We start from the raw sequence: 13,660 nt of genomic DNA, 5'->3' as shown, positions 1-13,660 counted from the left end.
CACACCCTTTCTTATATCCCCCTTTAGTGCCTTAGTTTTCTTTGGTGGTTAAATATTATCCTGCTTCGCATTTTTTATTTTTTACACCACCTAAGAAACCTAAGGCACTAAAGGGGCATATAAGAAATAATGAGCACATTGTATCAAAAACCTCCAAAATTTCACGAAATGAAGCCAACTTTTACCCTCTTTTTTTTCCTCCTTCTCAGCCTCCAGCTCCTCGCCCAAGGCCCCGTGCTGGTAGATGAAAAACGATTCCCCCTCGATCCCCAACTCACTTACGACGCCAACATTCCCTCCCCCGAGCAGTACTTTGGCTACAAGCTCGGCGCAGAGTTTACCCTTTACGCCCATACCGTCAACTACGTCAAAGAACTGGATCGGCTTTCCGACAAGGTCACCCTGCACCAATACGGCAGCACCTACGAAGGTCGCCCACTGATCCGTCTGGTCATCACCTCGCCGGAGAACCACAAAAACCTGGAAAGCATCCGCCAGCGCCACCTCAAACTCCTGGACGGCAGCGCCTCAGAAGTAGCCAGTCTGGTCAAGTCCGAGCCCATTTTTATCACCTACAGCTACAATATCCACGGTAACGAAGCCTCTTCGACCGAGGCTGTGGCCCAGGTCGCTTACCGCCTAGCCGCCGCGCAAGATGCTGAAACCAAAAATATCCTCAACAACTCCGTGATTGTGCTGTACATCTGTGTCAACCCCGATGGGCGCGACCGTTTCGTTTATTGGTACAAATCCACCCAGCGCAGCGTATTGGGTTACGAGCCACGAGATCTGGAGCACTACGAGCCCTGGCCTGGCGGCCGCGGCAATCACTACTGGTTCGACGTCAACCGCGATTGGGTATGGGGCATTCACCCCGAAACCCGTACCCTGACCATGGATTACCAACAATGGATGTCACAAGTTCACGTCGATTTCCACGAACAAGGTTACAACAACAACTACTTTACTGCCCCCGGCACTACGCCCCGCAACAAACTTTTGCCCGATACCTACGAGGCCTTGAGTGACACCTTTGGCCGCGCCAACATCAAAGAATTTGACAAACACCGCATCAGCTATTTTACCCGTGATGCTTTCGACTTCTTTTATCCTGGCTACGGCTCCAGTTACCCTTCGGTGATGGGTGGCATCGCTATGTTGGTAGAACAAGGTGGCATTGGTGGTGGCCGGGCAGTACAAACCGATGATGGTGGCTACAACGTCCTGCGTATACGCATTTTCGACCACTACACTACTTCCATAGCAACCATCAAAAAAGCAGTAGAGCGCAAGGAAACCCTCCTGAAATACAGCGTCGACGCCTGGAATCCTGGCACCAGTAAAAGTCCCACCAAGACCTATTATCTCTCTGCTGAATCCCCTTACACCCTCGATGTGGTCAACATGCTGCTGCGGCAACAGGTAAAGGTGGAAAAAGCGAGCAAAGCATTTACCGTGAGTGATGCCCTGGACTACCGTACTGGCCAAACAGGCTCCAAAAACCTGCCAGCAGGCACTTATATCGTGAGTACCAATCAGGCCCGCCACCTGTTCATCAGCAGTGTTTTGGAGCGCCGCCTGGCCATCGAAGATTCGGTGATGTACGACATGGCCACCTGGTCGGCTATCCTCGCCTACAACATCGAGGGTTATTCCAGCAACAGCAAACACAATGTGGCTACTGATGTGGTCACGCAGGCAGTTAGTGCCAATACTGGAGTCATCAACCCCAATGCCCAATACGCCTATGTCATCGAATGGAAGCAGCGCAATGCCCCGCAGGCACTGGCGCAGTTGTGGGCCAAAGGCTACAAAGTCCGGGCTTGCCATGAGCCTTTTAGCGATGGCAAAACAAGCTGGGGCTACGGTTCCTTGATTGTGCTGATTGAACGCAATGAAGATAAGCAGACGCGGATCCATCAAGACATGGTGGAGATTGCCCAAAAGGCCGGAGTTCTCATTCACGGATTGGGCTCTGGACGGGTCAAAGATGGGATGGATTTGGCTTCGGGGCGCAACCGGCCGCTGAAGGTGCCTCGGGTTGCCTTATTGGTTGACCCTCCATTTTCTTCCCTGACTGCCGGGCAAATCACCTTTTTGTTCGACTACGAAACGGGCTTGCCCATTCAACGGGTGCGGGGATCGGTGTTGCAACAAACCGCTCTGCCCAAGTTTGGCGAACGCTACGGGGCTGCCGATTTGAACCAGTTTGATGTCTTGATTCTGCCCGACGGTGGAGCTGGACTTGGCGAACTCTTCAAACCAGAGCAACAAGCGCAATTGCGCGATTGGATCAGCCGGGGCGGTACCCTAATCGCAACGGAAAGTGCAGTGAGCTTTTTCACTGCCCAACGTTCTCGCTTCACTACCGTCAAACTGATCGAACCTGCCCGGGATTCGAGTATGGCAGCCCGCACGGTTGCTTATGAAGATCGGGAAGATTATTATGGCAAAAAACGTACTCCAGGCACGGCCTTGAATGGCTTGATTGACAACAGCCATCCCCTAGCTTTTGGCTTGGGTAAGGAACTGTACAGCATCAAGCAGGACAATGCAGCCCTGGCGCCCAGCCCCGAATTACAAAGTGTAGGCCGTTATGCCAGTGCAGACAAGGCTTTTGTGGCGGGCTACATTTCCGAAGACAATAAAAAATCGCTGGCTGGCAACACCTTCGCAGGAGTGCTCCCACTCGGACAAGGCAAAATTGTGTTTTTGCAGGACAATACCCAGTTCCGCATGTTTTGGCGCGGACCGAGCCGGATGATGCAAAACGCAGTGATGATGGTGCCGAGTTTTAATTAAAAGCAATTGTGCAGGGTTTAGAGCAATAGGCACTAAACCCTGCATATTTTTACTCCAGTTTTTTGTTAAACAATACTTTAACCAAAACTTTTACGTCTTATTGCTGAACTCAACACAGTAAGACCATGAAAATTTGCCGACTACTTGCCTTAGTTATTTGTTTTTTACCTAGCTGGGTCGCTGCTCAAAATTGGGCTGCTTTGGATGTACAATACGGAATGCATCAATCTGGAATCATCCTAAAAAATGCACTGCTAAGCGATTACTACATCGAAAACATCGGTTATCGTGCAGGATTACATTTTCAATACCGTTTAGGAAAAAGAATCTGGTTGCGCAGTGGATTGCGTTATGCTGAGCTGAGTTACAAAAACCGAGAAGAACTACTTTATTGGCCAACCCAAATCAATCCAGATACTGGCTTGCCGCGAGAAGGGGCAGTTCCAACCAATTTTCAGTTTATTTTTAATCATCGGTTTTTGGAAATCCCCCTTTCAGTTCGTTATTTTATAACTACTGGCAAGTTCGGCATGTATACAGAAATTGGGGGTTCTGCGAATTTTTATCAGGATACAGAAGTAGTCAATGTTGAAAACGGCGTTCGCACGAATACAACTCGAAAAAATCAGTATGCAAACCCTAGTAACTTTGCTTTACATGCTGCGTTGGGTCTAAATTATCAAATAGGAGAGCAATGGAGTTTGTTTTTACAACCCAGTATCCGACGAGACATCAGTTCAGCAGAAAAAGGGCATAACAACTACGCCAGTTTTTTCTATAGCTACGGCCTTGATCTTGGCACTCGTTTCCTTTTGAATTAAAAGAGTAAACCCTTGCTTTCATTTGTTTTCCCAAAAAGAGAATGATAAATTTGCGGCAGTCAACCCACTGCTGAAAAATCATTTTAACCCATGCCACTTGTCCCCCATTCTTCCTACCCTGGGCCCCCACGTTACCAGCTCAATGGCCATTTTCAGACCATATTGCCCGCTATGACCCGCAAAATCCAGGCACTCCATTACCAGCGCGAACGCCTGGAACTACCCGATGGCGATTTTGTAGATTTGGACTGGTTGGAGGCCAATAGCCAGGATTTGGTCATTTTGTCTCACGGTCTGGAGGGCAGCACTGATCGAGTCTACATGAAAGCTGCGGCGCATTTTTTCCATCAAAAAGGAATGGACGTATTGGGCTGGAATTGCCGTTCTTGCAGTGGGGAGATGAACCGCAATTTGCGCCTATACAACCACGGGGAAATTGGTGATTTTGGGCAGGTCATCACCTATGCCTTGCAGCGCAAATCCTACCAAAAAATCCACCTGATTGGCTACAGCATGGGTGGCAGCATTTTGCTCAAATACCTGGGTGTGCATGGTAAAAACATCCCTGAAGCCATCAAAACAGGCATTGCTTTTTCTTCACCTTGTGACCTCCAAGGTAGCATTCAAACTTTGGAAAAACGCAGCAACTGGTTTTACCGCCGCAAGTTTTTCAATAGCCTGCGCAAAAAAATAACGGCCAAAGCCGAGCAATTCCCGGGAAAAATCGACTTAAGCAAGTTTGATCAAATCAAAACCTGGCGGGATTTTGACGAGTTTTATTCTGCACCCATCAACGGGTATCGGAATGCGGAGGATTTTTATTTTCAGGCTTCGGCGCAAAATTTTGTGGAAGGGATTACCGTGCCAGCGCTCTTGTGCAATGCCATGAATGATCCCATTTTGACGCCCTCCTGTTCACCCAAACACCTGGCCAAACACCATCCTTATTTTTATGTGGAAACGCCGCGAAAGGGGGGACATGTGGGGTTTGCGATTCGGAATTATCCGGGGCCGGATTATTGGTTGGAGCATCGGGCACTGGAATTTATTGAGGCGCATAACTAAGGTGTCTCTTAGGTGCCTTAGGTTTCCTAGGTGGTAAAAAACTTCTTTCACCACCTAAGAAACCTAAGGCACTCAAGGAATCACCTCAGATGCGAACTTGAAAAACGGAATTTACTCCCCAATTCAAAAGAATCATACAACAAATCTCCAAATCCAGTCTGAACCGTGCCAAACAATTGCCAACGAGGATTGACCTCCACCTGCCCATACAAACTCAAGGCCATGGGTCGATCCCCATTGTTGAGATATCCTGAATACCCCCGGAAAGCAGGTGACAGCGCCCAATTTTTCCCTTCCAAATTCAATCCCAATCCAAACAAGGGCGCATCGTTTTGATTCTGGCGGTTTTGGTTGATTTGCCACACAAAAATCCCACCCATGCCTTGTACGCTCAAATCCAGGTTCCCATCAATCAGTTTTTTGCCAAAAGACAAATCGAGGTAGTAGCCCGGCGAGTCCGTATAGCGCGCCATACCCAACATGGTCGAAGAAGGGAAACGATACCCGATGCGCAGCGCCAAATCCAGCGGATGAGTTTCAGCTTTCAATACCTGGATGAGGGTATGCAGGTAAATATCCCCACTCGCCCAATGTTCATTGTAAAAAACGTGGAAGGTCTTGCGCTCGGCTTTGATGGCGTGAGAAAGGTTGAAATACTCGATGGGCACCCAGTACAATTCAAAACTGATCACATCGGGCACCAGATTGTAGGTGCCATAAAGCGCCAGGTTTTGGGTAGCATCACCAGGTGTGAAGTGGCTGTTTGCAGATAGCGCAAAAGAGCGTTCATTGGGTACCCGACCGTTGCCCAAACGGGGGATGGGCAGTGCATTTGGTCCCAAAAATCGTGGGGAGCGGATGATGTAATCACCCCAAAAACGTTGACCATCCCAGCCTACGTTGTTGGCCCACCAGTAGTGGTCTTGGGTGAAGGCGGTGAATGGGAGGAACGTAAAAAGGGTTAAAAAGAAAAGGTGGGAAGAGAATTTTGAACGGCGTGCAGGCGTCTGAGAACCCCCGACCCCTAGAAGGGGAGTACATTTTCGGGTAGTCTGAGGTTTTTCTTCTTTGGTAGAAAAACAGCTAAATATCAGGCAAAAGCAAGCTGTGCTCCCCTTCAGGGGTCGGGGGTTCTCAGACGCCTGCACCTATTTAAGCTTTACGCAGCACGTAAATAATCGAACTCGCCCTTTCTACTTTTCTCCAACTCATTAACAATGAACGCAAGCCGGTAATCGCGCCTAGAGGTAAGGCTAAAATGCCCTTCCCTTGGTATTTTTCACTCAACAACGACACATAAAATGGATCAAGCGGCATACCTTTTTTGTCCACCACTTTAAAGCCCATTTCAGCAGCCAGGTTGCTCAAGGTTTTAGGCGAAAAATGCCAGAGGTGGCGTGGCACATCGTAAGCAGCCCAATGAGAGCCGTATTTTTGACCATCCAGGGACAGGTAGTTGGGTACTGCAATCATCAACACACCTTCGTCTTCCAGCAGGTCGTGCAGGCGTTGCAAGTAGAGTTTGGGATCGTACACGTGCTCCAACACGTGCCACATACTGATGATGCCGAATTTGCCGGGCAGAGTACCCGCTTCCAGTTCAGCAGGTGGGCGTACATCCAGGCCAAATTGTTGAATGCCAAAGTTGCGTGCACCTTCATCTACTTCTACGCCCAGAACTTCGTAACCCTGGCCGCGCATGTGGTTCATGAAATACCCGGTGCCACAACCTACGTCCAGTAGACGGCGTTGATCGCTCAGGCTTTGCACCAGTCTTTGTTTGCTGCGCAACATGTACTCACGCGCGGCATGGTACAAGCGATTGATCAAGCCCTTTTTGGTATCGCTATGCGAAATGTAATTTTCACTCTGGTAGTACGAACCAATCTTGTCAGGGCCTGGAATGTTTTGGGTAAAACGCAGGCCGCATCCATGACAATCGTAAAGGTCAAAGGCCTCTCCAGAAATGGAATGGTCGCGGGTGGCTACGGTTTTTTCGATGTCGTAGCTGCCACAAAGTGGACAGTGTTGGTATAGGATGCTGCTCATGTTATTGCATAAAAAAAGACATCAGTTCAAAAAAAACTGATGCCTGCAAGCTTAAGATCACAACAAAAAAAGTATTCTAAATACTGGGTGTGAAGTTAGGGAGATTTTTTGGAAAAACCAAAAAAGGGTTCTGGGGTGGAATAAACGGTCGCTGAGCGAAGCCGAAGCGCCGTTTATTCAATTTTAAATTTTCACCTGCCGCAACTGATCCACCACCACTGGTCTCAGTCTGCGGGCAGCGTCCAAAATCATTACAGCGTCGTCGGGGAAATTACCGGGGCGATTGCCAATGCGGCTACGGGTTTCCTTACTTAGGGCACGTTCATCACCTCGGAAAGTAGCAGCGTAGTTTTCCCAAAACGCTTCTGCACCAAGGGGACGAGAATCGATCACTGAACCGGAGTGTAAGTCAAAAAGTTCCAATTGGGCGTTCAGGCGGGCACCTTTGTGTTGGTACACTTCGGTGACCAGGGCTTTGACGTTGATTTTGTTGGGGTACTTGATGTCGTTGCCAGCCGTGTCTTTTTTCACGTTGCCACGGGTATCGTACTCGTACACCCAACCATCCTGGATCTGGGTTTGCTCTTCGTACTGGCGCTCGCGGTAGCTGCCGGGGCTTACCTGTACGTCGCGCAGCATAAGGGTGGCCTTAATGTCGTAGTCGATGTTGGATTGACGGTTGTTGTGAAAGACCCTCCAGCGGTCGTTGAGGTCGCGGAAACTGAGCTCGGTCAGTTCCCGATCAAAACCAATAGGAAGAATAACTGGGGCGCGGTTTTCCACATTGACCAGTACAAATGTGGTGCCGAGGTGTTGAGCTTCACGTTGTAGGGCTTCGCGGTCGCGGTAAGTGGAGTAGTATTCGCGGATGCGTTCCAACTCATCATAAGCGCGGCGAGCAGGTGTTTTATCTTTGCTGCGGCGAGCCTGGGTAAGCAGGTCTGTCGCATAGTTGTAGTGGTATTCGGCAGCTTTTTCGCGGGCCTCAGTGAGCAGCCCCTCCACACGTACAAACTGGAAGGAGGCTTTGTAACCCCTACGATCTACCAGAGGAATCAGCGGCTCTACAAGGCGTTGGCGGCGTTGGATGCGTTGGAAAATATCGTAAATGCGAGGCCAGGCTTCGGCGCGGTTCTCGTTGCGGAGGGCTGTGGCCTGGTCCATGTCGCGGGTGGTGGCTTTTTCGAAAGCGAATTCCACCGTGCGGACGAGTTCTTCGTTTTTGCGGTCTTTGCCTACCAGGCGGTTTACACTGCGCTCGATGGCTTGGTCGTAATCGCCTATTTCGGCTAGTTTAACTGGAGAAGCACAGGCGGCGGCCAATAAGGCCAATACAGTAATGGTCGTGATGCTGGAAATAATGCGCTTCGGTGTCATGGCAGTGTATTTTGAGCTTGTGATAGGTCAAAGTTACTACCGTAATGAATGCCAATTCATTATAGGGAAGTTAAGATAGATTTGTTAAAATGTTAAATTGTAAGGGGAGGTGTTAAGGTGTGTTAAAAACCTGGATACCCCTCACTCCCCTTAATCCTCCTCACTTGCTCCTGATGCCTCCTTGCATGAAAGCGCAAAAACTCCAGCCTTTGCTGAGCATCCATCGGGCCAGAAATGGGGTGTGGAAAAATGATCAGTTCCAAGTCCAGGCCCTCCAGTTCCTGTACCAATTCCTGGAGCATGGAACGTTGAGCTCGGCACATGGCCAGCCAATAATTGAGGGAGCCACCCCATTGTGGTGCGGCGATGGGGGGCACTTTTTCTTTGGTTTGCCAGGTACGTTCGACAATTTCTTCGATGGACAATCCACGATGAATCGGGTCACCTTGCCAAATGGGCTCATTGCGATTGAACCCATCCAGGGCTTTCCACAAACCACTGATGCCGCTTTGTTCGGCACGTACGATGTGTTCCACATTGTCGAGAATAGACCAGGATTCGGGGTCTGGTTTGAAATTCACCTGCGCAGGGGATAATCCTTCGCATTCTGCGATAAAGTCACGGCGAGCAGATTCTACACTTTCCAACAGGATTTGTAAGCTTGTCATTGCGTGGTAAGTTTGAGTTTTGGTGATTTTTATTCAAAAATAAGCAATTCCTTTTAATAGTCAGGCTTGTAGACTCTTTCTAATGGGTAGTGTCAATTGACGTTATCCCTGCGCCAATTGACACTACCCCCACACCGCTTCATCACTGCTTTTCCAACCAGCCCAAAATATAATCTGCGATTTCCTCCCAACCTTTTTCCCCACACAAAAAGTGGCTTCTTCCAGCAAAGGCTTTAAAATCGGTGACGCTGTTTTTGTCCTGATACAAACCTGCTATTTTTTGGGAAAATTGGGCTGAAAAAATGTTGTCCTTTTCCCCGCCAATAAAGAGCAAGGGTCGGTGTGGCTTTTTAAAATCAATCTTGGCAAAAGTAGTCAACAAGGTATCCCGAGCTATTTTCCGGCTTTCTGGTACCGCAATCGTTTCAAAAAGTTTGTCACTTTCTGCTCTGGAGTAGTTGTTAAAAAATGCCCGGTGGTACCAGTCTTTACTTCCCAAAAAAGGACTATTGCCTTTAAAGAAATTCACTACAGGCAATACAACTTTAATAGTGGCCAATGGAGCAAACACATTTTTTGGGGGCGCGCCATCAATGCTGATGCCAGCTACGGCTTTGTCCATTTCAATGAGTTTTTGCACCACCAAGCCCGCGAGTGAATGGCCAATCACAATCGGTTTCTCTGGCAAGGTTTCAATCAACTTGGCGATGTTCATCACCACGTCTTCAAATCCGGTTTGGGTTAATTGGGAATGGATGTTGGCTCTGAGCTGAGCAGGGTCACCTTCATGCCCGGGATTGGCTGGCGTATAAACAGTGTAGCCTTGGGCTTCAAAATAACTTTTCCATTGTTTCCAGCTGGTATTGTTCACAAACAGTCCATGAATCAATACAATTGTCTTCGTTTTCATAAGTTTGAATTTTATGAAACAAAGTTGCTGGCTCTGGGGGACAATAATTTTAACCCAAGTTAAAATCGAATTATTTTCCTGAAATTCTTTTGCGGATTCGGCTCAAAGACGGCCCCTGAATACCCAAATACGAAGAAATGTGGTAGAGTGGGACACTGTTAAAAATATCTGGGTGTTGTTGGATCAAATCCAGGTAGCGCTCTTCCGGCGTTTTGAACATAAAGCCTTCAATTCGGGTCATGGTCACATTAAAGGCTTCCTGCGCCAAGAGCCTGCCGAATTTTTCCCATTGGTGGGAGCGTTGATAAAGTGACTGTAAATCAATGATGTTGATAAAAATGACCGATGAGTCCGTCATCGCCTGGGTATAATAATCGCAGGGCGTTTGATTGATGAAACTTTTGAAGGTGACTACAAACCCATTCGTAGAGTACAAAAAAACGTTCTTTTCTTCGCCTGTTTTTTCATCAATGGTGTAAGACCGGAACACACCTTTGGTGATGAATCCCAGGTTTTTACAAATGTTCCGATGTTCGTTGTAAAATTCCCCCTTTTGGTAATTTTTGCTTTGCCAAAAGGGGGTAGATAACTGAAAATCATTGGCCTTGAGGCCAGCGAAGGCTTCTAAGGCGGTAGCAAGTTTTTCTATTTCACCCATTGAGGATTTGCTTTATGTTGACTTACTTATTCCGCCCAAATCATCGCCAAATGCACGATCGTCTCCACGGCCTTCTGCATGTCCTGCACCGAAACCCATTCCTGCTTGGAGTGAAAAGCGTGTTCTCCTGCAAAAATATTTGGACACGGCAAGCCCATAAAAGACAAACGTGAACCATCCGTACCACCCCGAATACTGGAGTGAATCGGTTCCAAACCTGCCCGACGGATGGCTTCCAGCGCATTGGCACTCACTTGTGGATGTTGATCCAGGACTTTTTTCATGTTGCGGTATTGCTCGTGAATCCGCAATTCATAGCGGGAATGGGGGTAGTTTTGCATCACCTCCTCCACTACGTTTTTCAAAAACGCCTCGTGTTCGGCCAGTTTTTCATCGGTAAAATCGCGAATAATGAAATGCACTGCCGCCTTTTCGGCCAGACCTTCTACCGTCACCGGATGGATGAAGCCATCGCGGCCATCTACTGCTTCAGGGGTAAGGCGATCCTTGGGCAGTTTGGCGATGATGTCGCATACAATTTTGACGGCACTTTCCATTTTTCCTTTGGCAAAACCAGGGTGTGCACTTACCCCTTCGATGATGAGGGTAGCGGCATCGGCGCTGAAGGTTTCGTCTTCAAATGAGCCCCGGCGTTCGCCATCGATGGTGTAACCAAAATTGGCACCCAATTTTTGCAGGTCAACTTTTTCAACGCCCCTGCCTACTTCTTCATCGGGAGTGAAGAGGATTTTGATGGTTCCGTGGGGGATTTCGGGGTGTTGCATAAAATACTGCGCAGCATCCATGATTTCGGCCACACCCGCTTTGTTATCGGCTCCCAGCAAAGTGAGGCCACTGGCGGTGACGATGTCGTTGCCCATTTGTTCGCCTAAATTGGGGTGATCTTGCAAACGGATGACCACATTTGGGTCGTCGGGTAATACCAAATCCCGACCATCGTAATTGTGGTGGATCAGGGGTTTAACGTCGGTTCCACTGCTATCTGGTGAGGTATCCATGTGCGAGCAAAAACAAATGACGGGGACGGGTTTGTCCACCGTGGCGGGAATCGTAGCGTATACATAGCCATGTTCGTCCATATGGGCGTCGCTTATGCCCAGGTCTTGCAGTTCTTGGGCCAGGATACGTGCTAGGTCTTTTTGCTTTTCGGTAGTAGGAAAAGTTTGGGAAAAAGGGTTGGATTGGGTATCAATTTGCACATAGCGCAAAAAACGTTCCAGTACGCTGTGTTGGATGGGTGCTAGCATGTTGTTTTGTAAATTTAGGTTATAGCCTCCGGCTTCGATGAGACTTTTATTTGGCCACAATTGACTCAAATCTTCGCAAATTGAAGACAAAGGGTTATTTTTGGCTAAGCGTTCAATGCTGAATTCCCAAAAGTCGGAAAATTCCTGGTTCTAATGCAACTTAAAAAAATACTTAGATCGAACTAGAACTGAATTTCCACCCTGTTTTTTACATCACCCATCGAAAAATTGCGTCCTTAACCTGACTTTTGTGGTCTGAAATACACATTTGTTATAACCACCAAAACCTGATTCGAGTGATGAAAAATCAATCCCTATTGCTACTTGCTTTGGTAGCGCTGATTTCCTGGAGTTGTGGTACCAGTTCAACCTACCTTGAAGTACTCCAACCTTCTCAAATTGTATTGCCTGATGACATCAAAGTGGTAGCCTTAATCGACCGCAGTAAACCGGAAAAAGGTTTTGCCAATTTCCTGGAAGGGATGGTTTCGGGCGAAGATTTTGGTCAAGACCGCGAAGGGCGACGTTTAGCCATGCAAAACCTCACCACCACCCTTACCCGCACCCCTACCCTACAGGTAAAAGGAACCGGGCTGGAATACAATGGCTTAAAAAATGGCAAACAAATGTTGCCACCAATGAACTGGAACGAAGTGCAATCCATTTGCAGCAAATACGGCGCAGATGCCATGATTGCCCTGGAGTCCTTTGACTCCTCTTCAGACATTTCATACAGCCAATCCAGTTATAAATCCAAACAAAAGGACGGTACAGAGGTGATCAAATATACCCATACTGCCCGCCGCAACGTGCGGGTATACATGGGCTGGCGGGTATACGACGCCAAAAAAAGAGTCGTGGTAGATGAAAATACCGTTAGTCAATACGACGAAGATTCTGCCACTGGCGATACCCAGGATAAAGCCCGGACCAACTTGCGTTCTCAATTAACAGCAGTACGCGATCTTGCTGCCAAAGCAGGTGATGCTTATGGCAAACGAATTGCCCCGGTTTGGGTCAATGTAAGTCGCACTTATTACACTACTGCCAAAGGGGCAGACAAGAACGCCATGGAGGAAGCTCACCGCCTTACCCAAGCCAACAAATGGGAAGACGCAGCGAAAATCTGGCACGACCTGCTCAGCTCGGCCCGCGACCCCAAGACCAAAGGTAAAGCTGCCCACAACCTGGCCCTGGCCATGGAACGCAATGGCAACCTGAAAGAAGCCGAAGACTGGGCCGGCAAAGCCTACACCCAGTACGGCAACAAAACCTCGCAGAGCTACGTCTACGTGATTCAGCAACGCATTTCAGATCAGGAGCGCCTGGATTATCAACTTAAAAAGGTAAAGCCTTAGGTGCTGTTTGTTTGATTGAAGAGGGACTCCTAGAATTTGTCCCTTTTTTGAACAGATTCATCCCAAATTGTGACATAGGAGTTTAAAATGCCAGTTCTTTGGGGCTACACTGCTGAACTTTTTGCTCGGAGGGCTTGAATTGCCACGTGCTTCAGCGCGTGGATCGAGATTGCCCTTCTTAATGGGGCTTTAGCCCAAGCCTTGATTTTCAAGCTAGGGCTGAAGCCCAAATCCGTAGGGTTCAGATGCCCCCAGGCTGAAGCCTGGGGCTATTGATGTCCTCCGAGCAAAATGTCCAGTAGTGTCATTTGAGGCTTATTCATCCGACTGTTCATGAAGGGATTATTCTACGACTTTTTTGTATGGAGTGCTGGTTCGGACCGGGAAATCCTGGACCGAACTGGGCGCTCTGAGCACGTCAAACACGCCGGATATGGGGGTTTGGTGCTGGTACCAGCAGTGCTAGGTTTGTTCTCCATGATGTACGCGGTTTCTACACTCACCGACAAGCCCTTTGTTTACATCGGGGCCGGGATTGTTTGGGCCTGCATCGTTTTTACCTTTGACCGCTTCATTGTATCCACCTTCCGCAAGTCGGACAGCGCCCGCAAAGACTTGTTTTCCTTTTTGTTCTTAAGCCGTTTGTTGTTTTCGATTGGCATTGGGGTGCTGGTTTCGCACCCG

At 48.4% G+C, this 13,660-nt stretch carries 12 protein-coding genes; 5 read left to right on the top strand and 7 right to left on the bottom strand.

Annotated features, from left to right (window positions below):
- Nucleotides 1-168: 168 nt before the first annotated feature.
- The 3 genes from SFV55_RS23185 to SFV55_RS23175 all read left to right on the top strand — a co-directional run bounded on the left by SFV55_RS23185 (nucleotide 169) and on the right by SFV55_RS23175 (nucleotide 4,688).
- On the top strand, nucleotides 169-2,802 hold the full coding sequence (locus tag SFV55_RS23185; RefSeq protein WP_320031945.1) for a M14 family metallopeptidase: 2,634 nt from the start codon (nucleotides 169-171) through the stop codon (nucleotides 2,800-2,802).
- A 125-nt stretch (nucleotides 2,803-2,927) separates the two neighbouring features.
- Nucleotides 2,928-3,623 (top strand): outer membrane beta-barrel protein, encoded by a 696-nt coding sequence (locus SFV55_RS23180; protein ID WP_320031944.1) that lies wholly within the window; start codon nucleotides 2,928-2,930, stop codon nucleotides 3,621-3,623.
- A 90-nt stretch (nucleotides 3,624-3,713) separates the two neighbouring features.
- Complete coding sequence (locus SFV55_RS23175) at nucleotides 3,714-4,688, top strand: YheT family hydrolase (protein ID WP_320031943.1); 975 nt, start codon at nucleotides 3,714-3,716, stop codon at nucleotides 4,686-4,688.
- A gap of 80 nt (nucleotides 4,689-4,768) precedes the next feature.
- Here SFV55_RS23175 and SFV55_RS23170 read toward each other — a convergent pair whose 3' ends face one another.
- The 7 genes from SFV55_RS23170 to pepT all read right to left on the bottom strand — a co-directional run bounded on the left by SFV55_RS23170 (nucleotide 4,769) and on the right by pepT (nucleotide 11,618).
- Nucleotides 4,769-5,530, bottom strand: coding sequence for a hypothetical protein (locus tag SFV55_RS23170; RefSeq protein WP_320031942.1), 762 nt, complete (start codon nucleotides 5,528-5,530; stop codon nucleotides 4,769-4,771).
- Between the two features lie 310 nt (nucleotides 5,531-5,840).
- Nucleotides 5,841-6,737: a class I SAM-dependent methyltransferase gene (locus SFV55_RS23165; protein WP_320031941.1), complete on the bottom strand. Its 897-nt coding sequence runs from the start codon at nucleotides 6,735-6,737 to the stop codon at nucleotides 5,841-5,843.
- A 183-nt stretch (nucleotides 6,738-6,920) separates the two neighbouring features.
- A complete protein-coding gene (locus SFV55_RS23160; RefSeq protein WP_320031940.1) occupies nucleotides 6,921-8,114 on the bottom strand; it encodes a hypothetical protein in 1,194 nt (397 codons plus the stop codon).
- A gap of 122 nt (nucleotides 8,115-8,236) precedes the next feature.
- Nucleotides 8,237-8,782 (bottom strand): DinB family protein, encoded by a 546-nt coding sequence (locus tag SFV55_RS23155; protein ID WP_320031939.1) that lies wholly within the window; start codon nucleotides 8,780-8,782, stop codon nucleotides 8,237-8,239.
- Between the two features lie 142 nt (nucleotides 8,783-8,924).
- Nucleotides 8,925-9,692, bottom strand: a complete 768-nt coding sequence (locus SFV55_RS23150) for an alpha/beta hydrolase (RefSeq protein ID WP_320031938.1) — start codon at nucleotides 9,690-9,692, stop codon at nucleotides 8,925-8,927.
- Between the two features lie 70 nt (nucleotides 9,693-9,762).
- Entirely contained in the window at nucleotides 9,763-10,350 is a 588-nt protein-coding gene (locus SFV55_RS23145) for a Crp/Fnr family transcriptional regulator (protein WP_320031937.1), read from the bottom strand.
- 26 nt (nucleotides 10,351-10,376) lie between these two features.
- Nucleotides 10,377-11,618 (bottom strand): peptidase T, encoded by a 1,242-nt coding sequence (pepT, locus tag SFV55_RS23140; protein ID WP_320031936.1) that lies wholly within the window; start codon nucleotides 11,616-11,618, stop codon nucleotides 10,377-10,379.
- Between the two features lie 299 nt (nucleotides 11,619-11,917).
- Between pepT and SFV55_RS23135 the strand changes: the two genes are divergently transcribed.
- Together SFV55_RS23135 and SFV55_RS23130 are read left to right on the top strand one after the other, a co-directional pair.
- Entirely contained in the window at nucleotides 11,918-12,976 is a 1,059-nt protein-coding gene (locus tag SFV55_RS23135) for a DUF6340 family protein (protein ID WP_320031935.1), read from the top strand.
- Between the two features lie 333 nt (nucleotides 12,977-13,309).
- Nucleotides 13,310-13,660, top strand: a 351-nt coding sequence (locus tag SFV55_RS23130; protein WP_320031934.1) for a DUF4407 domain-containing protein, incomplete at its 3' end; no start/stop codon positions are given.

This window comes from Haliscomenobacter sp. (assembly GCF_033763495.1).
In the GTDB taxonomy this organism is placed as follows: Bacteria; Bacteroidota; Bacteroidia; order Chitinophagales; family Saprospiraceae; genus Haliscomenobacter.
Note: the sequence above shows the minus strand (reverse complement) of the source record. Positions and strands in the feature narration are given on the sequence as shown.

Excerpts from the sequence above, each read along its gene's own strand:
- pepT (WP_320031936.1), bottom strand. The coding sequence starts at position 11,618 with ATGCTAGCACCCATCCAACACAGCGTACTGGAACGTTTTTTGCGCTAT.
- SFV55_RS23185 (WP_320031945.1), top strand. The coding sequence starts at position 169 with ATGAAGCCAACTTTTACCCTCTTTTTTTTCCTCCTTCTCAGCCTCCAG.
- SFV55_RS23135 (WP_320031935.1), top strand. The coding sequence starts at position 11,918 with ATGAAAAATCAATCCCTATTGCTACTTGCTTTGGTAGCGCTGATTTCC.
- SFV55_RS23160 (WP_320031940.1), bottom strand. The coding sequence starts at position 8,114 with ATGACACCGAAGCGCATTATTTCCAGCATCACGACCATTACTGTATTG.
- SFV55_RS23165 (WP_320031941.1), bottom strand. The coding sequence starts at position 6,737 with ATGAGCAGCATCCTATACCAACACTGTCCACTTTGTGGCAGCTACGAC.
- SFV55_RS23150 (WP_320031938.1), bottom strand. The coding sequence starts at position 9,692 with ATGAAAACGAAGACAATTGTATTGATTCATGGACTGTTTGTGAACAAT.
- SFV55_RS23180 (WP_320031944.1), top strand. The coding sequence starts at position 2,928 with ATGAAAATTTGCCGACTACTTGCCTTAGTTATTTGTTTTTTACCTAGC.
- SFV55_RS23175 (WP_320031943.1), top strand. The coding sequence starts at position 3,714 with ATGCCACTTGTCCCCCATTCTTCCTACCCTGGGCCCCCACGTTACCAG.
- SFV55_RS23155 (WP_320031939.1), bottom strand. The coding sequence starts at position 8,782 with ATGACAAGCTTACAAATCCTGTTGGAAAGTGTAGAATCTGCTCGCCGT.
- SFV55_RS23145 (WP_320031937.1), bottom strand. The coding sequence starts at position 10,350 with ATGGGTGAAATAGAAAAACTTGCTACCGCCTTAGAAGCCTTCGCTGGC.